At 64.7% G+C, this 23,619-nt stretch carries 14 protein-coding genes; 6 read left to right on the plus strand and 8 right to left on the minus strand.

What is annotated here, in order from left to right; translation table 11 throughout:
- A complete protein-coding gene (locus QOL82_RS04095; RefSeq protein WP_283440970.1) occupies positions 1-2,274 on the minus strand; it encodes a cyanophycin metabolism-associated ABC transporter in 2,274 nt (757 codons plus the stop codon).
- A 275-nt stretch (positions 2,275-2,549) separates the two neighbouring features.
- On the opposite strand from QOL82_RS04095, the gene QOL82_RS04100 reads away from it, so the two are divergent.
- From QOL82_RS04100 to QOL82_RS04115, 4 genes are all read left to right on the plus strand, one after another.
- On the plus strand, positions 2,550-4,733 hold the full coding sequence (locus QOL82_RS04100) for a cyanophycin synthetase (RefSeq protein WP_430438443.1): 2,184 nt from the start codon (positions 2,550-2,552) through the stop codon (positions 4,731-4,733).
- A 48-nt stretch (positions 4,734-4,781) separates the two neighbouring features.
- Complete coding sequence (gene cphA, locus QOL82_RS04105; protein WP_283440972.1) at positions 4,782-7,355, plus strand: cyanophycin synthetase; 2,574 nt, start codon at positions 4,782-4,784, stop codon at positions 7,353-7,355.
- A 536-nt stretch (positions 7,356-7,891) separates the two neighbouring features.
- On the plus strand, positions 7,892-8,917 hold the full coding sequence (locus QOL82_RS04110) for a tyrosine-type recombinase/integrase (protein WP_283440973.1): 1,026 nt from the start codon (positions 7,892-7,894) through the stop codon (positions 8,915-8,917).
- 180 nt (positions 8,918-9,097) lie between these two features.
- Positions 9,098-9,391 (plus strand): hypothetical protein, encoded by a 294-nt coding sequence (locus tag QOL82_RS04115; protein WP_283440974.1) that lies wholly within the window; start codon positions 9,098-9,100, stop codon positions 9,389-9,391.
- A gap of 964 nt (positions 9,392-10,355) precedes the next feature.
- On the opposite strand, the gene pip is transcribed toward QOL82_RS04115, so the two are convergent.
- Positions 10,356-11,372: a prolyl aminopeptidase gene (gene pip / locus QOL82_RS04120; protein WP_283440975.1), complete on the minus strand. Its 1,017-nt coding sequence runs from the start codon at positions 11,370-11,372 to the stop codon at positions 10,356-10,358.
- 182 nt (positions 11,373-11,554) lie between these two features.
- Here pip and QOL82_RS04125 point away from each other — a divergent pair, with 182 nt between their 5' ends.
- Entirely contained in the window at positions 11,555-14,131 is a 2,577-nt protein-coding gene (locus QOL82_RS04125; RefSeq protein WP_430438433.1) for a DNA translocase FtsK, read from the plus strand.
- A gap of 13 nt (positions 14,132-14,144) precedes the next feature.
- On the opposite strand, the gene QOL82_RS04130 is transcribed toward QOL82_RS04125, so the two are convergent.
- The 6 genes from QOL82_RS04130 to QOL82_RS04155 all read right to left on the minus strand — a co-directional run bounded on the left by QOL82_RS04130 (position 14,145) and on the right by QOL82_RS04155 (position 21,567).
- On the minus strand, positions 14,145-15,026 hold the full coding sequence (locus QOL82_RS04130) for a hypothetical protein (RefSeq protein ID WP_283440977.1): 882 nt from the start codon (positions 15,024-15,026) through the stop codon (positions 14,145-14,147).
- 117 nt (positions 15,027-15,143) lie between these two features.
- Entirely contained in the window at positions 15,144-15,842 is a 699-nt protein-coding gene (locus QOL82_RS04135; RefSeq protein ID WP_283440978.1) for a TetR/AcrR family transcriptional regulator, read from the minus strand.
- 4 nt (positions 15,843-15,846) lie between these two features.
- On the minus strand, positions 15,847-17,859 hold the full coding sequence (locus QOL82_RS04140; RefSeq protein ID WP_283440979.1) for an acetyl/propionyl/methylcrotonyl-CoA carboxylase subunit alpha: 2,013 nt from the start codon (positions 17,857-17,859) through the stop codon (positions 15,847-15,849).
- A gap of 87 nt (positions 17,860-17,946) precedes the next feature.
- Positions 17,947-18,741, minus strand: coding sequence for an enoyl-CoA hydratase/isomerase family protein (locus QOL82_RS04145; protein WP_283440980.1), 795 nt, complete (start codon positions 18,739-18,741; stop codon positions 17,947-17,949).
- 9 nt (positions 18,742-18,750) lie between these two features.
- Entirely contained in the window at positions 18,751-20,358 is a 1,608-nt protein-coding gene (locus tag QOL82_RS04150) for a carboxyl transferase domain-containing protein (protein ID WP_283440981.1), read from the minus strand.
- A gap of 12 nt (positions 20,359-20,370) precedes the next feature.
- Positions 20,371-21,567 carry an isovaleryl-CoA dehydrogenase gene (locus tag QOL82_RS04155; protein ID WP_283440982.1) on the minus strand — a complete coding sequence of 399 codons (1,197 nt, stop codon included), beginning with the start codon at positions 21,565-21,567 and terminating at the stop codon, positions 20,371-20,373.
- 229 nt (positions 21,568-21,796) lie between these two features.
- On the opposite strand from QOL82_RS04155, the gene QOL82_RS04160 reads away from it, so the two are divergent.
- Complete coding sequence (locus QOL82_RS04160; RefSeq protein WP_283440983.1) at positions 21,797-23,482, plus strand: AMP-binding protein; 1,686 nt, start codon at positions 21,797-21,799, stop codon at positions 23,480-23,482.
- Positions 23,483-23,619: the final 137 nt, after the last annotated feature.

Raw genomic sequence — 23,619 nt, forward strand, 5'->3', positions numbered from 1 at the left:
TCATTCCTTTTCCAATCTGTCGTCGAGGTCGCGGTCGACGTTGCGTGCCTGCGCCTGGTACAGCCGGTAGTACGCACCCTGCTGCGCCATCAGTTCCTCGTGCGGTCCCTGCTCGACCACCTGGCCGCGGTCCATCACCACCAGCCGGTCGGCGCGCTGCAGCGTCGACAGCCGGTGCGCGATCGCGATCGTGGTGCGGCCCTTGACCAGGTTGTCGAGCGCCTTCTGGATTTCCTTTTCCGTTTCCGAGTCCACCGACGAGGTTGCTTCGTCCAGGATCAGGATGCGCGGGTCGATCAGCAGCGCACGGGCAATCGAGATGCGCTGGCGTTCGCCGCCGGACAGGCCCTGGCCACGCTCGCCGACCATCGAGTCGTAGCCGTGCGACAGCCGCAGGATGAATTCATGTGCATGGGCGGCCCGGGCAGCCGCCATGATTTCGGCGCGCGTGGCGTCCGGCTTGCCATAGGCGATGTTCTCGGCGATCGTGCCGAAGAACAGGAAGGGTTCCTGCAGCACCAGGCCGATGTGGCGCCGGTAATCCGCCACCGCGAACGAGCGGATGTCCACGCCGTCCAGCCGTATCGATCCTTCGGCCACGTCGTAGAAGCGGCAGATCAGGTTGACCAGCGTGCTCTTGCCGGAGCCGCTGTGCCCGACCAGGCCGATCATTTCGCCCGGCTGTATCGTCAGGCTGACACCGCGGTTCACGGCGCGGTTGCCGTAGCGGAAGCCGACGTCGCGCACCTCGATGCGTCCTTCGACGCGGTCGAGCTTTACCGGCTGCGCCGGGTCCGGGACGCTGGAAACATGGTCGAGGATGTCGAAGATGCGCTTGGCCGCCGACGCCGACTTCTGCGTGACCGAGACGATGCGGCTCATCGAATCGAGCCGCGAATAGAAACGGCTGATGTAGGCCAGGAAGGCGGTCAGCGTGCCGACCGTGATGTCGCCGCGCGAGACCTGCCAGATGCCGAAGGCCCAGACCACCAGCAGGCCCAGCTCGGTCATCAGCGACACGGTCGGCGAAAACAGCGACCAGATCCGGTTGATGCGGTCGTTGACGGCCAGGTTGTGCCGGTTGGCCGTCCGGAAGCGGGCGGCTTCACGTTTTTCCTGCGCAAACGCCTTGACCACGCGGATGCCGGGTATGGTGTCCGCCAGCACGTTGGTGACCTCGCCCCAGACCCGGTCGATCTTCTCGAAGCCGGTGCGGAGGCGGTCGCGCACCACGTGGATCAGCCAGACGATGATGGGCAGCGGCACCAGCGTGACCAGCGCCAGCCACGGGTTGATGGAAAACAGGATGGCCGACGTCATCAGGATCATCAGCACGTCGGTCGCGAAATCGAGCAGGTGCAGCGACAGGAACACGCAGATGCGGTCGCTCTCGCTGCCGATGCGGGCCATCAGGTCGCCGGTCCGCTTGCCGCCGAAATACTCGAGCGACAGCCGCAGCAGGTGTTCGTAGGTCGACGTGCGCAGGTCCGCGCCGATGCGCTCGGACACCAGCGCGAGGATATAGGTCTTGGCCCAGGTCAGCCCCCACGCCAGCAGCGCCGCGCCGAGCAGGCCCAGCAGGTAGAGCGCGACCAGCCCGGTGTCGATCTGCTGCCCGTTCTGGTACGGGATCAGCACATTGTCCATCAGCGGCATGGTCAGGTAGGGCGGCACCAGGCTGGCGGCCGTGCCCAGCAGGGTCAGCAGGAAGCCGGCAAGCAGCTGCCCGCGGTAGGGCCGGGCGAAGCGCCAGAGACGGAACAGCGTCCATGTCGACGGCGGCGTGTGGATTACCTTGGTGCAGACCGGGCAGACATCCTGGTCGGGCTCCAGCGGCGCCTTGCAGCTCGGGCAGACGGTCTGGTCGTCGACCTCGGCGGGCGTGCCGTCGAAGTGGCTTTGCAGCCGCGACTGGAACTGATCGATCACCCGCATTGCCAAAAGGTTCATGCCCAGCGTGAAGTGCCAGGCCGCCAGCCGGCGTTCCGGCAGCATCAGTTCAAGGCGGCCGACACCCGCGTGGTCGTGGTGTTCCAGCGTCATGCCGGGCAGGAAAGGGTAGTCGCTCCATTCATTTTCCCCCGGGGCGCGGGCCAGCACGCGCCGTTCCGTCAACACCACGATGCCGTCGGAAAAATGGTGCTGTGCATCAAGGTCAACCGTAATCCAGGTAACAACGTTCTCCCCTGCGGCAAGGCGTTTCCGGACTGCGTCGCGCCATACGTCGGGCAGGTCGCCGGCAGCGCTCTCCGGCAGAAGTGAAACTGTTGTCATCGTGCAGCGGACTCCAGGCCTGGCAGATTGCGCAGGCTGTTTTGTTAAAAAAAGTAAGGAGACTTGTCTCGTTCGGCTCGGGTGGCAATATAACCGATCCTGAGAGGTGTATGGCTTGAAGGCAATATTGCGTTATGCTCGCAGTCGACCTGGCGCCAGGCGCCGGAGTGAAAGTATACCGCCTTCCTGGACCCGTGGCTGCGGCGGCAGATTGCCTGCAGCAGCCGATCTTACCGAGCACTGCGACGGGGCGCCCGTCGAAGAAGCAAACAATGATGAAAAAGAAAGACATCGTATTTCGCCGCGTGACCCATCTGCGTGGCCCAAATATCTGGACGTACCGGCCAGTGATCGAAGCCTGGGTGGATATCGGTGCGCTCGAGGATTTTCCGTCGAACACCATACCCGGCCTCTATGAACGGCTGACCGCCTGGCTGCCGTCGCTGGTCGAGCACCGCTGCGGCGTCGGCGAGCGCGGCGGTTTCCTGGAGCGGCTGCGCGAAGGCACCTGGGCCGCGCACATCCTGGAGCACGTCGTGCTGGAGATGCAGAGCCTGGCGGGCATGCCTACCGGTTTCGGCAAGGCGCGGGAAACCTCGGAAAGCGGCGTCTACAAGGTGGCTTTCCGTACCCGGCAGGAACAGGTCGGCCGCGCGGCGCTGCAGTCGGCGCGGGAACTGCTGATGGCGGCGATCGAGGACCGGCCCTACGATGTCGAGGCGGCGATCGCCGGCCTGCGCGACATGGTCGACAGCATCTGCCTCGGCCCGAGCACCGCGCACATCGTCGACGCGGCGACCGAGCGCCGGATTCCGTCGATCCGCCTGAATGACGGCAACCTGGTCCAGCTGGGCTACGGCGAGCGGCAACGCCGCATCTGGACCGCCGAGACCGACCGCACCAGCGCGATTGCCGAAGGCATCTCCCGCGACAAGGACCTGACCAAGTCGCTGCTGCAAAGCTGCGGCGTGCCGGTGCCGCAGGGCCGCCTGGTCGACAGCGCGGCCGACGCCTGGGACGCCGCCGAGGACATCGGCCTGCCGGTCGCCGTCAAGCCCTACGACGGCAACCACGGCCGGGGCGTATCCCTGGACCTGACCAACCGCGAGCAGGTCGAGGCCGCATTCGACCTCGCCAACCGCGAAGGCAACGGCGTGATCGTCGAGCAGTCGATCTCCGGCGTCGAACACCGGCTGCTGGTCGTCGGCAAGCGCGTGGTGGCCGCCGCGGCGGGTGAAACCACCAGCGTGACCGGCGACGGCCGCGCCAGCATTGCCGAACTGATCGAATCCCAGGTCAACAGCGACCCGCGGCGCGGCGAGGACGAGGCGTTCCCGCTGGATGTGCTGCGGCTGGTCGACGGCGACGAACTGTCGCTGCAACTGGCGCGCCAGGGCCGCAGCGGCGCCACCGTGCCGGCGGCCGGCGAGAAAATCGAGCTGCAGCGCAACGGCAACGTCGCCTTCGACGTGACCGACCGGGTGCATCCGGACACCGCCGCGCTGGCCAGCCTGGCTGCGCGCGTGGTCGGGCTGGACATTGCCGGGATCGACCTCGTGGTCGAGGATATCAGCCGTCCGCTGTCCGAACAGCGGGGCGCGATCATCGAAGTCAATGCCGGGCCGGGGCTGCTGGCGCACATGAAGCCTGCCAGCGGCCAGCCGCAGCCGGTGGGCGCCGCGATCGTCGACCATCTGTTTGGCGGCAGCGATCATGCCCGCATCCCCATCGTTGGCGTCACCGGCAACCGCGACACCAGCCGCATCGCCCGCCTGATTGGAAAAATCCTGTGCGCAAGCCATCGCCACGTGGGCGTGGCCTGCGCTGACGGCCTGTTCCTGAATAACCGCCAGATCCGCAGCGACGATTGCGCGACCTGGGAAGCCGGCCAGAGCCTGCTGATCAACCGCTCGGTGCAGGCGGCCGTCATGGAAAACGGCAGCCGGACCATCCTGGGCGAAGGCCTTTCCTATGACCGCTGCGCGGTGGGCATCGTCACCGACGTGTCCGGGCTGGAAGCGCTGGCCGATTTCGATATCCGCAACCGCGACCAGCTCTACAACGTCGTGCGCACCCAGGTCGATGTCGTGCTGCCCGATGGCGTCGCCGTGCTCAATGCGGCAGACCATCAGGTGGTCGAAATGGCCGAGCTGTGCGACGGCGACGTGATTTTCTACGCGCCGACCGCGTCGCTGCAGGTAATCGCCGCGCATCGCGACGATGGCGGCCGCGCCGTGTTCGCCCGCGATGGCGACATCGTGCTGGCGAGCGGAACGAATGAAACCGCGGTGCTGCATGGCGCGCTGGCGCTTGCCGGCCCGGCCGTGCCGGCCGAAAGCGTGCTGGCCGCCGTGGCAAGCGCATGGGCGATGCAGGTCCCGACCGAACTTATTTGCGCGGGTTTGCGTACCTTCGGGTCGGAAGCGTCGCGGGCGGAATCGGCACGCGTGAAGCACTGAGCCCGGCGCCGCCGGACTGGTGTTTAACATCAGACAGGACAACGATTTATGGAAGTTTCAAGAATCCGGGCTTTGCGTGGACCCAACCTCTGGAGCCATCACACCGCCATCGAGGCAGTCATCCACTGCGCGCCGCATGAGTGCGCGATTGCCGACATGCCAGGCTTCGAAGCCCGACTGCGGGAGCGTTTTCCGTGCCTGGCGCCGCTGCAGCCCAGCGGCCACCGGGACGCGGTCTCGATGGCGCATGTCGTCGAACTGGTGACCCTCGGGCTGCAGGCGCATGCAGGCTGCCCGGTCACGTTCAGCCGCACGACACCCACGACCGAGGCAGGCATCTTCCAGGTCGTGGTCGAATATTCGGAAGAGGAAGTCGGCCGCCAGGCGTTCGACGTGGCAATCGCGCTGTGCGAAGCGGCCCGCAATGCGGAAGATTTCGACATCGTCGCCGCGCTGGCCCAGCTGCGCGAACTCGACGAGGATGTTCGGCTAGGCCCCAGCACCGGCTCCATCGTCGATGCCGCCGCGGCGCGCAATATCCCGTTCCGGCGCATGACCGGGGGCAGCATGGTGATGTTCGGCTGGGGCAGCAGGCAGCGCCGCATCCAGGCAGCCGAGATGGACCGCACCAGCGCGATCGCCGAGGCCATTGCGCAGGACAAGGAACTGACCAAGAAGCTGCTTGCAGCAGCCGGCGTGCCGGTTCCCCGCGGCGGCATCGCCTGCGACCCGGAAGCGGCATGGACGCTTGCGCAGCAGATCGGCCTGCCGGTCGTGGCCAAGCCCAAGGACGGCAACCAGGGCAAGGGCGTGACGGTCAATATCGACAGCCGCGAAAGCCTGCTGGCCGCGTTCACGGCGGCCCAGTCCTATGGCGACGAAGTCATCATCGAGCGCTACCTTGCGGGCGATGATTTTCGGCTGCTGGTGGTCGGCAACAAGCTGGTTGCCGCCGCCCGCCGCGATCCGCCGCAGGTCGTCGGCGACGGCGAGCACACGGTGCGCCAGCTGGTGGACATGATCAATAGCGACCCGCGCCGCGGCAGCGGCCATTCGACTTCGCTGACCCGCATCCGCTTCGACGACATCGCGCTGGCGCGGCTCGCGCAGCAGGGCTACGAGGCCGGGTCGGTGCCGGCGCGCGGACAGCGCGTCATCCTGCGCAACAACGCTAACCTGTCCACCGGCGGCACCGCGACCGACGTGACCGACGACGTGCATCCGGCCGTGGCGGCCTGCGCGGTCGAGGCGGCGCGCATGGTGGGGCTCGACATCTGCGGCGTCGACATGGTGTGCGACAGCGTGCTCAAACCGATCGAGGAACAGGGTGGCGGCATCGTCGAAGTCAATGCGGCGCCCGGCCTGCGCATGCACCTGACGCCGTCCTACGGCAAGCCGCGCGCAGTGGGCGAAAGCATCATCGACGACATGTTCCCGGCTGGCGAAGATGGCCGCATCCCGGTCATCGCCGTCACCGGCACCAACGGCAAGACCACCACCGTGCGGCTGATCGCGCACCTGCTCGGCAAGGCCGGGCTGCGCGTCGGCATGACCAACACCGACGGCGTGTATATCGAAGGACGGCGTATCGACAGCGGCGACTGCAGCGGCCCGAAGAGCGCCCGCAACGTGCTGATGCATCCGGATGTCGATGCGGCGGTGTTCGAGACTGCCCGCGGCGGCGTGTTGCGCGAGGGCCTGGCCTTCGACCGCTGCCAGGTGGCCGTGGTCACGAACATCGGCAGCGGCGACCACCTTGGCCTGAACTACATCACCACGGTGGAAGACCTGGCGGTGCTCAAGCGCGTGATCGTCCAGAATGTCGCGAGCAGCGGCATGGCGGTGCTGAACGCGGCGGATCCCATCGTCGCGTCAATGGCGGAAAACTGCCCGGGGCAGGTGACGTATTTTGCGGAGGACCGGCATCATCCGCTGATGACCATGCACAGGGCGCAGGGTTTGCGCGTGGTGTTCATCGATGGCCATGACCTGGTCGCCGCCGAGGGCGCGATGGAGCAGCGGATTGCGCTGACCGACATCACCATCACCCGCGGCGGCAGCATCGGCTTCCAGGTGGAAAACGTGATGGCCTCGGTGGCGGCCGCCTGGGCGACCGGGCTGGAATGGGACGTGATCCGGGCCGGCCTGCGGACATTCTCCAATGACAGCGACAATGCGCCCGGCCGCTTCAATATCTTCAATTACCGGGGCGCTACCGTGATCGCCGACTATGGCCACAATCCCGATGCGATGCTGGCGCTCGTGCGCGCGGTCGGCACGCTGCCCGCCCGCCGCCGCTCGGTGGTGATCAGCGGGGCAGGGGACAGGCGCGATGACGATATCCGCCAGCAGACCCGCATCCTCGGCGACATGTTCGACGACGTGCTGTTGTACCAGGACCAGTGCCAGCGCGGCCGCGAGGACGGGGAGGTCATCGCCTTGCTGCGCGAGGGGCTGGAAGGCGCGCGGCGGACCAGCGACATCGAGGAGATACGCGGCGAGTTCAAGGCGATCGACACCGCGATGAGCAAGCTCGACGCAGGCGACCTGTGCCTGATCCTGGTAGACCAGATCGATGAAGCGCTCGCGCATATCGCGGGCAAGCTGGCGGAAGCCGCCTAGCGGAGGAATCGCCTGCTGCTGACGAACGCGGGAACAAGGCCAGTGGAGACACTGGCCTTTTTTGTGCGTGAGCGGTTAGCGTTGCCTGGGGTGAGCTTCGAGAAAGGCGGATCTGAGCTACGCAGGGCCGAACGAAGCGGCATCAATCCACCTTGGCACGATGTACGCTGTAAATCATAAAAATGCAACTATCCAATGCAATACTACTCCTAACAATAAACCTTAAAACCGCAATCAAAAAAAGGGAAGCTTGTAGCCAGTTAGCGAAAGAGGGGATGACCTTTTAGGTTTTTATTCGAAAAGTATCAGTGGTTCGAGATCGTGAAGGGCGGCTCAAATAATTAACGAGTTTAAGTATGTGTGAGCATGAGTTGAATTCCGGATTCACCGGGATATATCTGAAAATTCAAACACTTAATTGCGTCGTTTATTGATTTGTCGCGTGCAGATGCTCGCTTGATTCAATATAATTTGAAGGGGTTGGAAGTACATTTATGTGACCATTTTCGTTCTGCCACGGGATTTAATCGCTTACGATGAAAAACTCTCTTTTTGATACAAGTGATTTCTGGGCAACGGACCCGATGACGCCGTTCAAGGAATTCATCGCGTCTTCCGAATTCGTCGAACTGGGTCGGCGGGTGCCGGCTTTCCGCGACCCTGGCAAGGCAGTCCAGCCCTTGCGGCCGGTGACGATCCAGGTCTACACGTTGATGTTCGGAAAATTCCATCGCTGGATGCGGGATCACGGCAAGACCCTTTACACCGTGAACGACGACGACATCCTGCAATTCCTGAATTCCCGCGCCCTGGACGAGAGCGGAACCGGCGAACAGCTGAAAAGCACGATCCGCGTGAAATATGTCCGCATGCTCGAACGCGTGTTCCAGCACCTGGAAGTCGCGCCGAATCCGGCCCAGAGCACTGCATTCCAGATCTACAAGACTGCAGGCGCGAGCGGCAAGGATCTCGACATGGTGGTGATGGATACAGCGCAGCAGCAGGCTTTCATGCAGGCGCTCCCGGTTGCCAACGATACGCCGGCAGGCTGGAAACGCCGCCGCGACAGGGCGATGCAGGCGCTGATGCTGGGTGCGGGCCTGACCGTGGCCGAGGCGATGCACGCGAAGACCCGCGACCTTGGCAGCGTGGATAACACCGGGTCCTTGCCGGTCACGGTCAATCCGGAATCCAGTCACAGCACGACGCGCGAGCACCGGACCCTGTTGCGGCCGTTCGCCGTGCCGGAAGTGATGCAGTGGCTGGAGGAACGGAGAAAGCTGGATATTCCTGGCCAGCTGCTGTTTCCGGCATCGCTGGCAACCGGCAAGCCGCTCGACAAGGCCACCGTTTATCGCCAGGTCAAGAAAACCTTTGCCCGGGCCGGCCTGGAAATGCCGCGACAGGGTGGACGCACGCTGCGCAACACCTTCGCGGTCCGCGAGCTGGAAAGCGAGTCCGTGGAACTCGTTGGGGAGTTGCTGGGGTTGGAACGGCGGAGCTCTACCGAATACTACCTGGATGCCGCACGCAAGAAGGCCAGGCCGCAGAGCTTGTCCTGATATCGATGGCAGCTGAAATTAAGAATCGAACGGCTGCATTGCTGCAGTCGTTCGATTGCTTTTGGAGGCCAGGCAGTTGGGCAGGCCGGGGCGGACCTGGGAAACCAGGGCTGATAAATCCTGCAGGATTATCCTGGTTCCAGACCTAATTTAACATAATACAAATTATAAGCAGTTTTGATGCAGGGAAAGCACGGCGCCGAAATGGTGCTCGCCGTGCATGAACCGGACGCCTACTTTGCCGTCCCAGTGCCGCTGCCAGTCGTGCCGCTTGCCGTGCCGCCCGAGGACGTTCCGCTTGTTCCCGCGCCTGCGCCTGTCGTGCCGCTCTGGCTGCTCGTCCCGCTCGCCGCCGGGGTTCCGCTCGATCCGCCGCCACGGTTGCAGCCGCCAAGCACCAAAACCAATGCAACCGCAGAAAGTGCGACACGAACGCCTGTTGAAGATGTGTTCATCATTCTTCCTTTCCTGTGAGTTGAATTTCCACAACCACGCGAAACGACGACGTTTCGGGCAGCATGGTTGTTAGACATAGATATTTTTTGACGTGCGCTGTTCCGATAAATCATTTGGCTTGCATCAGGAGCACTGATATCCATCAACACCGTTAACCGCTCGCCCCGCTTCGGTTCAGCGAGACGCGGTGGCTAGATGCAATTAATTCTTGAACTGTTTATCGAAGCATCGTTTCGTCTGCTGCTCAATGAGGGACTAACCGAGACTTTCCCAGCGACATGTTGCGCAATGAACGTGCGTGCACGGGCGTTTAAAGTGTTTTTCGGCCACCGATCCCAATGTTCGTAGGGATTGCCCTTCTAGACCATTTGCAAAGGCGTTAAAACGGCTAGCACCGACAGGATTGGATTTTCGATGCAATTCCGCCGATCAAACAGCGCCGAATGCGTATCTAGCTAATCTCGTATTGCGGATTGGGAAAATAATGGCCTGGATCGTCACCTCGGAAGGCTCGAATTAAGCGAGTACGGAAGATTAATTGGCGGCGCTTGGGCCTAGAGCAAGGCAGACCATGGAGTTCACTCCGCCGTCTGATGTTTCCTCACATTTTGCACTTCTAAAAACTGCTCGATCCGACCGCCAGCGCTGAAAGCTGGTTGGGATTCTAATATTCGTTCATTGAAACTGGATAATTGCAATTTACGGCACGTGAAAGGCTACGTAGCCGGGATAACTGCCAATGCCCAAGCCAGTTTAGGGAACGAACGGCAGCGTGTTTTGCAGGAATTCTGCAGAGCACAGCACATAAGCCGACACTGCACAGAACACTGTGGGCACAAGAGCAATAACGCCTGACTGGTATTTACGCATGATGGTTCCCCTATTCGATGATGGAAGAATAGGCGAAGCACCGAATAGTTGATATCAGACAACCTCCTGTCCTATTGTAGGAAAACCGGCAAAATGCAGGTGATGCTTGCCGCTAGAATGCCCGCCCCTTTCGCCATGCCTCGGTGGCGCCAACCAGCGCGGCCGAATTGCCCGGTTCGCTTGCCGAGTGGCCGGCATCCGGCACCATGACCAGCCGCGAACCTGGCCAGGCCCTGTGCAGCTGATAGGCCACTGAAGGCGGGCAGATCATGTCATAGCGACCCTGGACGATGCATGCCGGCAGGTGCCGGATCCGGTCCAGGTTCGCAAGCAACTGCCCGTCCTCAAGAAAGCCCGCATGCACGAAGTAATGTGCTTCGAGTCGGCCTATGCTCAGGCTGAGCGCATCGGCAGCCAGGTCGGCAACCGCTTCCTCGTTAGGACGAAGGAAGGCGCAGCGGCCTTCGTAGGTGCTCCAGCTGCGCGCCGCACGCAGCGCGGCTGGCTTGTCCGTGCCGAACAGCTTCCGTGCATATGCCTGCAAGAGCCCTTCCCCTTCCTCTTTCCCTTCAGCTTCCGCCGCGCCGGCCCGGAAATCGGCATGCGCTTCCGGGAAGAACTGGCCCATCCCATCCATGAACCAGTCGATTTCCGCCTGGGTGCAAAGGAAGATGCCGCGCAGGATGAAGCCCGTACAGCGTTGCGGGTAAGCCTGCCCGTAGGCAAGCGCGAGCGTCGATCCCCACGAACCGCCGAATACCAGCCAGCGCGATATGCCCAGCATCTCGCGCAGCTTCTCGATATCGTCGACCAGCAGCGGCGTCGTGTTGTCGCGCACTTCGCCATGGGGCGTGGATTGTCCGGCGCCGCGCTGGTCGAACAGGACGATGCGGTAATGGGAAGGATCGAAAAACTGCCGGTGCCGCGGCGACAAGCCGCCACCTGGCCCGCCGTGAAGAAACAGCACCGCCTCGCCGTCAGGATTGCCGCACTCTTCCCAGTAAAGCGTATGGAGATCGTCGACCGCGAGGAAACCGGTGCGGTAAGGCGCGATCGGAGGGAAAAGCGGTGCGGGTTCAACGATCGCGCTGGCCGTCGGCGGCAGGCTGGTATCTCGGACAGTCGTCATGGTCTGTAACAGTCGGTCAAGTGGGTTGTTTTGCAGGCCGCGCATGGCCTCGTTTCGGTTAATATCCACGCTTTGATTCCAAGGATACAGAAGTAGTCCGCCGCTGGTGCGGGCCGGCCGGTGGATTGCAGCAGGTCCGTCCTGGTACCCGTCCCCGCCCTGCCCGCCTGGCTGCCAGCCGCATGCCTGGCAAGCGTCTACTTCATCGCAACTCTGGTATGCACATCGCTGTTCTAAACTGGTTTGGTTGGTCCCTGTTGTGGCTTCTGCCGCTCCTGGTGCGTTTCATCGGCGGTCTGCTCGGACATGGTCCGGGCATAGGCGGACGCGGCACCATACGCCTCTGGCTGGGCTCGCTGCTGATGCTGGTGGCCAGCAGCGCCATTGAAGGCGCTTTGCGCAGTTCAGGTGGTAATTTATTCGGAAGCTGGATAGATGCAAAATTAAGTAGTACGCTTGGCACGGCCGGCAGCGTGCTGGTCGTCGCCGGCGCGGTTGCGCTAAGCCTCTACTGGATGTTCAAGCGTGTCGCCGATACCGACGACGACGCGGAGCCGGCGCCAGCCCGGGCCGCTCCTGCGGAACCGCTTTCGCATCCGCGCCGCACCCTGTCCGCAGCGCCTCCGCCGCTGCGCGCAAACCCGGGCAGCCTGCGTGCTGCCACGACCCCGCCGCCGCGTCGCCAGCCGTCGTGGCGCTTGCCCAAGCCCATCCCTTCGCAGGAAACGGTGGCGGGAAGGCGCCATCCGTCGCCGCTCGTCCCGGCCGAAAAAAGCGAAGGCCGGAGCGCTGCCCGCGCCCCCAGCGCCTGGGACGCCGTCGAGAGCCTCCGGCCTACCGACGCGATGCTGGCCCGTGCGCAGGCACGCGAGGAAGCGGCCCGACGGGAACGCGAACTGCGCAAGCAGCGCGAGCAGCAGGACAACCCTGCCCGCTTCCATGGCGCGGCCGGGACGCCGGCTTGCCATCCACCTGCTCCGCCTGCGGTGGTTCCCGCCATGCCGGCTGCGCCGCCCTTCGCGCCCGAGGTCATCGACAGCAGCGAGTTCCTTCCCCCCGGCTTCATGATCGAGCCGGAGCCGATGCCCTGGCGGGCCGATACAGCGCCGGAAGAAGAAATCCCGGTCATCGACAGCAGCGATATCTTCTTCGGCGTCGACTCCGCGCCCGAGCCGACCTATGCGGCCCAGCCGCGCAGCGATGCGCCGCCGGCATCGTCGCGCCCTTCCCCACCCGCGCCGTCCGCACAGCCTATTCCTCCGGCGCGCCCGGCGTCGCACTGGATGCCCCTGCCCGGGCTGAGCCTGCTCGACGCGGGAGATGGCGGCAGCTTCGACATACCGCAGCATGAGCTCGACCAGACCGGTCAATTGATCGAGCAGCGCCTGAAGGAATTCAAGGTGCCGGTCACCGTGCTGGGCGCGGGCGCCGGCCCGGTGATTACCCGCTACGAGGTGGAACCGGCGATCGGCGTGCGCGGCGCGCAGATCGTCGGCCTGATGAAGGACCTGGCGCGGGCGCTCGGCCTGACCTCGATCCGGGTGGTGGAAACCATCCCCGGCAAGACCTGCATGGGACTGGAGCTGCCCAACCTGCGGCGGCAGATGATACGGCTGTCGGAAATCCTGGAGTCGGATGCATACCGCGGCTCGCCGTCCAACGTCACGATCGCGCTGGGCAAGGACATCACCGGCAAGCCGGTGGTAACCGACCTGGCGCGCGCGCCGCACATGCTGGTGGCGGGCACCACCGGCTCCGGCAAGTCGGTGGCGATCAACGCGATGATCCTGTCGCTGCTGTACAAGTCGACGCCGGACGACGTGCGGCTCATCATGATCGACCCGAAAATGCTGGAGCTGTCGGTCTACGACGGCATCGCGCACCTTCTGGCGCCGGTGGTCACCGACATGAAGCTGGCCGCCAACGCGCTGTCCTGGTGCGTCGCCGAGATGGACCGGCGCTACCGGCTGATGTCGGCGCTGGGCGTGCGCAACCTGGCCGGCTACAACCAGAAGATCCGCGACGCCGCCGCGGCCGGCCGCAAGGTGTCCAACCCGTTCTCGCTGACGCCCGATGCGCCGGAGCCGCTGGAGCCGCTGCCGATGATCGTGGTGATCATCGACGAGCTGGCCGACCTGATGATGGTCGCCGGCAAGAAGATCGAGGAACTGATCGCGCGGCTCGCGCAGAAGGCCCGCGCGGCGGGCATCCACCTGATCCTCGCGACCCAGCGGCCGTCGGTCGACGTGATCACCGGCCTGATCAAGGCGAACATCCCGACCCGGGTCGCGTTCCAGGTCTCGTCCAAGATTGATTCCCGCACCGTGCTCGACCAGATGGGCGCGGAGGCGCTCCTCGGCCACGGCGACATGCTGTTCCTGCCGCCGGGTTCCGGCTACCCACAGCGCGTGCATGGCGCCTTCGTGTCGGACCAGGAAGTGCACCGGGTGGTGGAATACCTGAAGCAGTTCGGCGAGCCGGATTACGAGGAAGCGGTGCTGGCAGGGCCGGCCTCGAACGAGGAAGCCGGCGACGCGCCCCCGGCCGATGCCGATGCGGAAGCCGACCCGCTGTACGACGAAGCCGTCGCCTTCGTCATCCGCACCCGCAAGGCGTCGATCTCGTCGGTCCAGCGGCAGCTGCGCGTCGGCTACAACCGGGCGGCCCGGCTGGTCGAGCAGATGGAGACGGCGGGCATCCTGTCGGCAATGGCCAGCAACGGCAGCCGGGATGTGCTGGCGCCGCCGGGAAGCGACTAGGCGCCGGCGGGGCTTATACCCGCTGTTCCGATGACAGCGCCTGCTGGAACCAGGCGCAGAACGCCCGGGTGCGCTTCGCGCTGTCGCTTGCGTCGGCTGCCTGCAGCATCCTGTCGCCGACCACGCCGCTGATTGCCGCCTTGACCCTTTGCTGCGCCGCCGGGGGTTGGGCGCTGAACCAGGACTGCACTTTGGTTTGTGTTTTGGCGGACAGGCAGGCAAGCTGCCTTTCCGGCGGAAGCAGGTGTCCGGCCTCGAAAGTGGATTTCTGGTCCGGCGACACCACCTGCCGATGCCCATTCAGATACGGGCCTGCATGGCTGACGACCTGTCCGGCCAATAATGGCGAATGATCCATGGCCGCGATGCTGTCGAGCGCCGCCAGGACGAAGAAGTCAGCGTGCGCTGCGATCGCCTCCTGGACGGAACCGGTTACCTCGTACATCAGCTTGTCGCTGATGCTCCCGCACAATCGGCCATCGCCGCTCAATTGATTGCGCAATGCCTGCCGGCCCATCCGGTCCAGCGGGTCCATCGCCTTCCGTATCGCCTGGCTCACGACTTCTTCCGCGCCCGCCGAAATCGACTGCGCAGCCGACAGCGCCTGATTGAGCGCCTTGACCTGGCTGTCGGTAACTGCAGCGGGCGTACTGCGGGCAGCGTTGCGGACGAAGGGCGCGAGCGCGCTGCCTATCCGGATAGCGGAAACGCGGGATTTTATCCAGTCGCCGATCTGCGTCAGGGTTCGCTGGTAGAGGCTGGTCTTGTGATAGGTGGTGGTTCTGGCCTGCGCACGCGCGGCTTGCGCGGGACGATTCGGCTTGAGGATGGGTTCGGCGTAAGGCAGGCTAGGCTTATTGACGCGAACGCCTTCTACATACGTCTGGTAGTTCATCATTGCTCCGGTCTGAAAGTTGATCGCATCACTGGACGTGTCGACCGGGGGTGAGTACTTATCTTTCCGGAAAGGGTTCTTCGAAAGCGTGATCGCACCGCGATGCAATGAAAATGCCTAGTTCTCCAGCCGCCGCAATGCTTCCGCCACATCTTCGCGGAACTGCGCAAGCTTCTGCTGCGACTGCTCGACCGGCACGAACGCGGTCCACAGCATGTCCGTCAACTGGCCGGCGGTAGTCGCTATATCCGGCTTGTTGCGGTTCACCATGTAGTCCCAGAGCACGTGTTCCATGGAACCGTAGACCATGTCCCGCAGCAGCGGCAGCGGCATGTCCTGGCGGACTTCGCCGGAGCGCTGGGCGGCGGCCAGCACCTTCATCAGCGGCGCGGTATAGCGACGCTTGAGTTCGGCGATCAGGCCGGCAAAATCGGCGTCGGCGCTGCGGCCTTCGGACAGCACCAGCTTGCACATGCCGGTGCCGTCCTGCATCAGCGTGACCAGGTGCTTGTGGACGACGAAATGGAGCTGCGCGCGGGTGCCTTCGACCATAGGCACTTCCTGCTCCAGCACCAGCGAGATCTCGTCATACCAGCCCTTGATCACCTGCATGCACAGGTCGCGCTTGCTGGTGAAGTAGGAAAACACCGTGGCTTCGGAAATGCCGGCCTGCCGGGCGATGTCGAGCGTGGTGGCGTTTTCATAGCCGTTCTCGGAAAACACCTGGCGCGCGACACCGAGGATTTCCTTCACGCGCCGCTCCGAGCGTGCGCCCAGGACTTCGCGCTTCCTCACCGGCCTGGCCAGGGTGCTCACGCCGCTACGCCTGGAAGGACAGCAGCTGCACGCCCTCTTCCACCTGGTCGCCGGTGGCGTAGAGCAGTTCCAGCACGACGCCGTCGCGCGGTGCGGTGATCGTGTGCTCCATCTTCATCGCCTCCATGATCAGCAGCGGCGTGCCCTTGACCACCGCGTCATCCTTGCCGACCAGGATGGCGACGATCTTGCCCGGCATCGGCGCGGTCAGGCGGCCGCCTTCATCCTCGGCCTCGCCGGCATGCAGCAGCGGGTCGATGTAGCGCAGACGCGCATGCCGCTCGCCGGCGAACACATGCACTTCCTCGCCGTCGATCACCACGGCGCCGCGCACCAGACGGCCGTCGACGCGGATCGCATAGTCGGTGCCTTCGTGCCGCACCAGCGTCGCCTGCCCGGACGCATCGCCCTGCGCCAGCATCCAGCCCTGCGCCTGGTAGCACACGGCCATGTCGAGCGGCGCTTCGCGGTCGATGAAATGAAAGCGGCGGCGCAGCGGCATGTTCATGCGCCAGCCATCGGTGCGTGCCCAGGGGTCGCCGGCCTTCGCCGCCGCCCCGTAGCGCGGTTCGGTCAGCACCAGCGCCACCGAGGCCAGCGCCAGCTCATCGAAGCTGGCCGGCTGCGGCGCCGGGAACAGCACATCCTGGTTGCGTTCGATCAGGCCGGTGTCGAGGTCGGCGGTGGCGAACGCGCGGCTTTGCACCAGGCGCTTCAGGAAAGCGATATTGGTGGTCAGGCCGACCACCTGGTAATGCGTCAGCGCGGCCGCCATCTGCGCCAGCGCTTCCTCGCGGTCGCGGCCCCAGACGATGAGCTTGGCGATCATCGGGTCATAGAATGGCGAGATCGCATCGCCGGCGCGCACGCCGCTGTCGATGCGCACCGGCGCCGGATGGGCCGGGTTGTCGCCCAGCGTGAAGGTCGCCGCGTCCGGCATGCGCAAATGGCGCAGGCGGCCTATCGACGGCAGGAAGTTGTTGTCCGGGTTCTCGGCATAGATGCGGGCCTCGAGCGCATGGCCGTGGATGGCCAGTTCGTCCTGCCGCAGCGGCAATGCCTCGCCGCTGGCCACCCGCAGCTGCCATTCGACCAGGTCCTGTCCGGTGATCATTTCCGTCACCGGGTGCTCGACCTGGAGCCGGGTGTTCATCTCCATGAAGTAGAACGAGCCGTCCTGGTTGGCGATGAATTCGACGGTGCCGGCGCCGACGTAGCCGACCGCCCTGGCCGCCGCCACCGCCGCCTCGCCCATCGCGCGCCGGCGCTCGGCGGTCATGCCGGGCGCCGGCGCCTCCTCCAGCACCTTCTGGTGGCGGCGCTGCACCGAGCAGTCGCGCTCGAACAGGTAGACGCAGTTGCCGTGGGTATCGGCGAAGACCTGGATCTCGATATGCCGCGGCCGGGTCAGGTATTTTTCCAGCAGCACCTTGTCGTCGCCGAAGCTACTGATCGCCTCGCGCTTGCAGGAAGCCAGCGCGGCCTTGAAGTCGGCGCTGTGCTCGACGATGCGCATGCCCTTGCCGCCGCCGCCGGCGCTGGCCTTGAGCAGCACCGGGTAGCCGATGCGGTCGGCCTGGACCTGCAGGAATTCCGCGTCCTGCTCGTCGCCGTGATAACCGGGCACCAGCGGCACGCCGGCCTTTTCCATCAGGGTTTTCGCGGCGGACTTGGAGCCCATCGCCTCGATGGCCGAGGCCGGCGGGCCGATGAAGGCGATGCCGGCGTCGGCGCAGGCCTGCGCGAAGCCGGCGTTCTCCGACAGGAATCCGTAGCCCGGATGCACCGCCTGCGCGCCGCTCGCCAGCGCGGCGGCAATGATCTTGTCGGCGCGCAGGTAGCTTTCCTTGGCCGCCGCCGGCCCGACCGGCACCGATTCGTCGCACAGCGCGACATGGCGGGCGTCGACGTCCGCGTCGGAATACACCGCGACGGTTTTCACGCCCATGCGGCGGGCAGTGGCCGCGACGCGGCAGGCAATCTCGCCGCGGTTGGCGATCAGGATTTTCGTAAACATGCGTTCTCCATTATTTTGGCTGGCGCCGGCAGTCGCCGGCGCCGGTGCGCGTCAGGTGCGCCGTCCGGCGATCTGTCGAATGCGGTGTCAGATGAGCCATGACGGCTTGCGTTTTTCGAGGAAGGACTTCACGCCTTCCTTCCCCTGGTCCGACGCCCGGATGTCGGCGATGCGCGCCACCGTGTCGTCGACCAGCGCATCCGTCAGCGGCTGGTCCGTCATGTCATGCACGAGGCGCTTGGCCTCGGCCACCGCGTTCGGGCTGGCGGCCGTCAGCGCGGACACCAGCGCCTGCACCGTCGAGTCGAGCGCATCGGCGGCGACCGCCTGGTGCACCAGGCCCAGCCGCGCTGCCTCGATCGCCGAAAACCGCTCGGCGGTCAGGAAGTAGCGCCGCGCCGCCTGCGCGCCCATCGCCCGGATCACATAGGGCGAAATCGTGGCCGGGATCAGGCCCAGCTTCACTTCCGACAGGCAGAAATGCGCGCCCTCGGCCGCCACCACGATGTCGGCGGCCGCCGCCAGCCCCATGCCGCCCGCATAGCAGTCGCCCTGCACCCGGGCCACCACCGGCTTGGCGCAGTCGTGGATCGCGCGCAGCATCGCGGCCAGCCCGGCGGCGTCGGCCAGGTTTTCCTCGCGGCTGTAGCCGGCCATCTTCTTCATCCAGTTCAGGTCGGCGCCGGCGCAGAAGGCCGGGCCGCGTGCGGCCAGCACGACCGCGCGCACCTGCGGGTCGCCGTCGAGCGCCCTGAACACCTTGGTGATCTCGGCGATCGTGGTCTCGTTGAACGCATTGCGCACGTCGGGACGGTTCAGCCACACGGTGGCGAGCGCGCCGTCGCGGACGACTTCCAGGGTCTGGTAAGCGGTATCTTGCATGTCGTCTCCCTACATCCGGAACAGGCCGAACTTCGTGTCCGCCACCGGCGCGTTCAGCGCGGCCGACAGCCCCAGCCCGAGCACCATGCGGGTGTCGGCCGGGTCGATCACGCCGTCGTCCCAGAGCCGGGCGCTGGCGAAATACGGATGCCCCTGGTGTTCGTACTGTTCCTTGATCGGCGCCTTGAACGCGTTTTCCTCGTCGGCGCTCCAGCTGCCGCCGCGGCCCTCGATGCCGTCGCGCTTCACCGTCGCCAGCACGCTGGCCGCCTGCTCGCCGCCCATCACCGAGATGCGGGCATTGGGCCACATCCACAGGAAGCGCGGCGAAAACGCGCGGCCGCACATGCCGTAGTTGCCGGCGCCGAAGCTGCCGCCGATGATGACCGTGAACTTCGGCACGGCCGCGGTGGCGACCGCGGTCACCATCTTCGCGCCGTTGCGGGCGATGCCCTCGTTCTCATACTTGCGACCGACCATGAAGCCGGTGATGTTCTGCAGGAAGACCAGTGGGATCTTGCGCTGGCAGCACAGTTCGATGAAATGCGTGCCTTTCAGCGCCGATTCGGAAAACAGGATGCCGTTGTTGGCGACGATGCCGACCGGCATGCCGAAGATATGCGCGAAGCCGCAGACCAGCGTGGTGCCGTAGCGGGCCTTGAATTCCTGGAACACGCTGCCGTCGACGATGCGGGCGATCACCTCGCGCACGTCGAACGGCTTGCGGGTGTCGGCCGGGATCACGCCGTACAGCTCCTCGGCCGGATACTTGGGTTCGGCGACGTCGCGCATCAGCACGTCGGCCGCCTTCTGCCGGTTCAGGTTGGCGACGATGGCGCGGGCCATCGCCAGCGCATGCATGTCATCCTGCGCCAGATGGTCGACCACGCCGGACAGTCGGGTATGCACGTCGCCGCCGCCGAGGTCCTCGGCGCTGACCACCTCGCCGGTGGCCGCCTTCACCAACGGCGGGCCGCCGAGGAAGATGGTGCCCTGCTCCTTGACGATGATGGACTCGTCGCTCATCGCCGGCACATAGGCGCCGCCGGCGGTGCAGGAACCCATCACGACGGCGACCTGCGGGATGCCCTCGGCCGACATGTTGGCCTGGTTGTAGAAGATGCGGCCGAAGTGGTCGCGGTCGGGGAACACGTCATCCTGGTTGGGCAGGTTGGCGCCGCCGGAGTCGACCAGGTAGATGCACGGCAGCTTGTTCTGCATCGCGATTTCCTGCGCCCGCAGGTGCTTCTTCACCGTCATCGGGTAATAGGTGCCGCCCTTCACCGTCGCGTCATTGCAGACGATCACGCATTCGAGGCCGGCCACGCGGCCGATGCCGGTGATGATGCCGGCCGACGGCGCCGCATCGTCATACATGTCGTAGGCCGCAAGCTGCGAGAATTCCAGGAAAGGCGTGCCGGGGTCCAGCAGCATCTGCACCCGGTCGCGCGGCAGCAGCTTGCCGCGCGCTGTGTGCTTGTCGCGGGCGCCCTGGCCGCCGCCCAGCGCGATGGCCGCGACCTTCTGTTTCAGGTCGTCGACCACGGCGCGCATCGCCTCCGCGTTGGCCTTGAAGTCGTCGGAGCGGGGATTCAGTTTCGATTCAATGATATTCATCGCCGGCCGCCCTTACCTGGTCTCGCCGAACAGCTCGCGGCCGATCAGCATCCGGCGGATCTCGCTCGTTCCCGCGCCGATTTCATACAGCTTGGCGTCGCGCCACAGCCTGCCCACCGGGTATTCGTTGATATAGCCGTTGCCGCCCAGCGCCTGTATCGCCTCGCCGGCCATCCAGGTCGCCTTTTCGGCGGAGTAAAGGATCGCGCCGGCCGCATCCTTGCGCAGCGCGCGCACCGCTTCCGGCGTCTTCGCGCGGTCGCAGGCCTGGCCGACCGCGTAGACATAGGCGCGGCAGGCCATCATCGTCGAATACATGTCCGCGAGCTTGCCCTGCATCAGCTGGAACTCGCCGATCGGCTGGCCGAACTGCTTGCGTTCATGCACATAGGGCACCACCGCATCCATGCAGGCCTGCATGATGCCCAGCGGTCCGCCGGACAGCACGGTGCGCTCGTAATCCAGCCCGGACATCAGCACATTGACGCCGCGGCCCAGTCCGCCCAGCACGTTTTCCGCCGGCACCTCGCAATCCTGGAACACCAGTTCGCCTGTATGCGAGCCGCGCATGCCCAGCTTGTCGAGCTTCTGCGCGACCGAAAATCCCTTGAAACTCTTTTCGATCAGGAAAGCCGTCATGCCGCGCGCGCCGGCTTCGATGTCGTTCTTCGCGTAGACCACCAGCACGTCGGCGTCCGGGCCGTTGGTGATCCACATCTTGGTGCCGTTGAGCACCCAGCGGTCGCCCTTCCATTCGGCGCGCAGCTTCATCGACACGACGTCGGAACCGGCGTTCGGCTCCGACATCGCCAGCGCGCCGACATGCTCGCCGGAGACCAGCTTGGGCAGGTACTTCGCCTTCTGTTCGTCGGTGCCGTTGCGGCGGATCTGGTTGACGCAGAGGTTGGAATGCGCGCCGTAGGACAGGCCGACCGACGCCGAAGCGCGGGAAATTTCCTCCATTGCGACGATGTGCGCGAGATAGCCCATCGCGGTGCCGCCGTATTCCTCGTCGACGGTGACGCCGAGCAGGCCGAGGTCGCCCATCTTTTTCCAGAGGTCCATCGGAAACTGGTCGCTGCGGTCGATTTCGGCAGCGCGCGGCGCGATTTCGGCCTGGGCGAACTGCTGCACGGTGTCGCGCAGCGCGGCGATGTCCTCGCCATGGTCAAAAGTAAGGCCGGGGAGATTGATGAAGGAATTTGCCATGACGTCCTTGTGGTTGGATTGGAAAGAGCCGCGGTGCAAGGGAACCGCCTGCCACCGAATTTAATTCGACCTGAGTATAGCTCACTAAAACTCGGGGTGTCACAAAATTAATAGGAAAGTTTCGCTTGAAGGTGCATACTTTCCGCTCTAGAATCAGCGCTGAACAAATTGAGCTTTACTCAATCTACACGGCAACCCTGGCCGGCTGCCGACAAAAACGGAGACTTCCATGCAACAGCAACCCAGTTACGTCCATGGCGCGCATCACGTGCCGCTGACCGGCAAGACCATAGGCGCTTACCTCGACGACATCGCGCTGCGCCATGCGGAGCAGGATGCGCTGGTGGTCGTGCACCAGAACGTGCGCTGGACCTACCGCGAGTTCAGCGAACGCGTCAACCGCCTGGCCGCCGGCTTGCTGAAGCTGGGACTGGCGCCCGGCGACCGGATCGGCATCTGGTCGCAGAACTGCGCCGAATGGGTGCTCACGCAATTCGCCACCGCCAAGGCCGGACTGGTGATGGTGAACATCAACCCCGCTTACCGCCGCGCCGAACTCGAGTACGTGCTGGACAAGGTGCAATGCAGCGCGCTGATCCTGGCGCCCAGCTTCAAGAGCAGCGACTACATCGGCATGCTGCAGGACGTGGTGCCGGAACTGGCGAAAAGCAAACCCGGCAAGCTGCATGCGCCGCGCCTGCCGCAGCTGCGGCACGTGATACGTCTGGGCGGCGAGGAGACGCCGGGCATGCATCGCTTCGATGCGGTGCTGGAGTCCGCCACGGCCGCGGACCTGGCCGAACTGGAGGAGCTTGCGGCGACGCTGCAGTTCGACGACGCGGTGAATATCCAGTTCACGTCCGGCACCACGGGCGCGCCCAAGGGCGCGACGCTGACGCATCACAACATCCTCAACAACGGCTTCTTCATTGGCGAGGCGATGCGCCTGACCGAGCGCGACCGGCTGTGCATACCGGTGCCGCTGTACCACTGCTTCGGCATGGTGCTGGGCAACCTGGCCTGCGTCACCCACGGCGCGACCATGGTGTATCCGGGCGAGGGTTTCGACCCGAAAGCCGTGCTGGACACGGTGCAGGCGGAAAAATGCACCGGGCTGCACGGCGTGCCGACCATGTTCATCGCGATCCTCGACCATCCCGACTTTGCGAGCTACGACCTGTCCGGCCTGCGCACCGGCATCATGGCCGGCTCGCCCTGCCCGATCGAGGTGATGAACCGGGTGATCAGCCAGATGCACATGAAGGAGATCACAATCGCCTATGGCATGACGGAGACCTCGCCGGTCAGCTTCCAGAGTTCGGTCGAAGACCCGGTGTCGCTGCGGGTGTCGACGGTGGGCCGGGTGCATCCGCACCTGGAAGTGAAGATCGTCGACGCCGACGGCCGCATCGTGCCGCGCGGCCATAAAGGCGAGCTGCTCACGCGCGGCTATTCGGTGATGCTGGGCTACTGGGGCGACGAGGAAAAGACCCGCGAGGCGATCGACCCGGCGCGCTGGATGCACACCGGCGACCTTGCCGTGATCGACGACGACGGCTTCTGCAGCATCGTCGGCCGCTCCAAGGACATGGTGATACGCGGCGGCGAGAACATCTATCCGCGCGAAGTCGAGGAATACCTGTACCGGCATCCGAAGGTGCTCGACGTGCAGTGCGTCGGCGTGCCGGATGCGAAGTATGGCGAGGAACTGTGCGCCTGCATCATCCTGCGGCCCGGCACGCAGGCGGATGCGGACGAGATCCGGGCGTTCTGCAACGGCCAGATCGCGCACTACAAGGTGCCGCGCTATATCCGCTTCGTCGACAGCTTCCCGATGACGGTGACCGGCAAGATACAGAAATACCTGCTCAAGCAGCAGGTGACGACCGAGCTGGGTCTGGCGACCGGGAATTAAAGGTTAAGGATCGTGTTTAACGGCTGGCTTTTAACGGCCGCCGTGAATGGTCGGTTTAAATGGCCGCCCTGAATGGCATTAATGGCGAGAGCGTCTTCCGCTATCGCCATTAATTGGAGGATGCCATCAAGGACCTG

The organism is Noviherbaspirillum suwonense (assembly GCF_900182955.1).
GTDB lineage: Bacteria > Pseudomonadota > Gammaproteobacteria > Burkholderiales > Burkholderiaceae_D > Noviherbaspirillum_A > Noviherbaspirillum_A suwonense.

What these genes read in the sequence shown, in the direction of transcription:
- QOL82_RS04110 (WP_283440973.1), top strand. Translation starts at nt 7,892, where the DNA reads ATGAAAAACTCTCTTTTTGATACAAGTGATTTCTGGGCAACGGACCCG.
- pip (WP_283440975.1), bottom strand. Translation starts at nt 11,372, where the DNA reads ATGACGACTGTCCGAGATACCAGCCTGCCGCCGACGGCCAGCGCGATC.
- QOL82_RS04130 (WP_283440977.1), bottom strand. Translation starts at nt 15,026, where the DNA reads ATGAACTACCAGACGTATGTAGAAGGCGTTCGCGTCAATAAGCCTAGC.
- QOL82_RS04155 (WP_283440982.1), bottom strand. Translation starts at nt 21,567, where the DNA reads ATGGCAAATTCCTTCATCAATCTCCCCGGCCTTACTTTTGACCATGGC.
- QOL82_RS04100 (WP_430438443.1), top strand. Translation starts at nt 2,550, where the DNA reads ATGAAAAAGAAAGACATCGTATTTCGCCGCGTGACCCATCTGCGTGGC.
- QOL82_RS04115 (WP_283440974.1), top strand. Translation starts at nt 9,098, where the DNA reads ATGCAGGGAAAGCACGGCGCCGAAATGGTGCTCGCCGTGCATGAACCG.
- QOL82_RS04095 (WP_283440970.1), bottom strand. Translation starts at nt 2,274, where the DNA reads ATGACAACAGTTTCACTTCTGCCGGAGAGCGCTGCCGGCGACCTGCCC.
- cphA (WP_283440972.1), top strand. Translation starts at nt 4,782, where the DNA reads ATGGAAGTTTCAAGAATCCGGGCTTTGCGTGGACCCAACCTCTGGAGC.
- QOL82_RS04145 (WP_283440980.1), bottom strand. Translation starts at nt 18,741, where the DNA reads ATGCAAGATACCGCTTACCAGACCCTGGAAGTCGTCCGCGACGGCGCG.
- QOL82_RS04160 (WP_283440983.1), top strand. Translation starts at nt 21,797, where the DNA reads ATGCAACAGCAACCCAGTTACGTCCATGGCGCGCATCACGTGCCGCTG.
- QOL82_RS04150 (WP_283440981.1), bottom strand. Translation starts at nt 20,358, where the DNA reads ATGAATATCATTGAATCGAAACTGAATCCCCGCTCCGACGACTTCAAG.
- QOL82_RS04125 (WP_430438433.1), top strand. Translation starts at nt 11,555, where the DNA reads ATGCCTGGCAAGCGTCTACTTCATCGCAACTCTGGTATGCACATCGCT.
- QOL82_RS04140 (WP_283440979.1), bottom strand. Translation starts at nt 17,859, where the DNA reads ATGTTTACGAAAATCCTGATCGCCAACCGCGGCGAGATTGCCTGCCGC.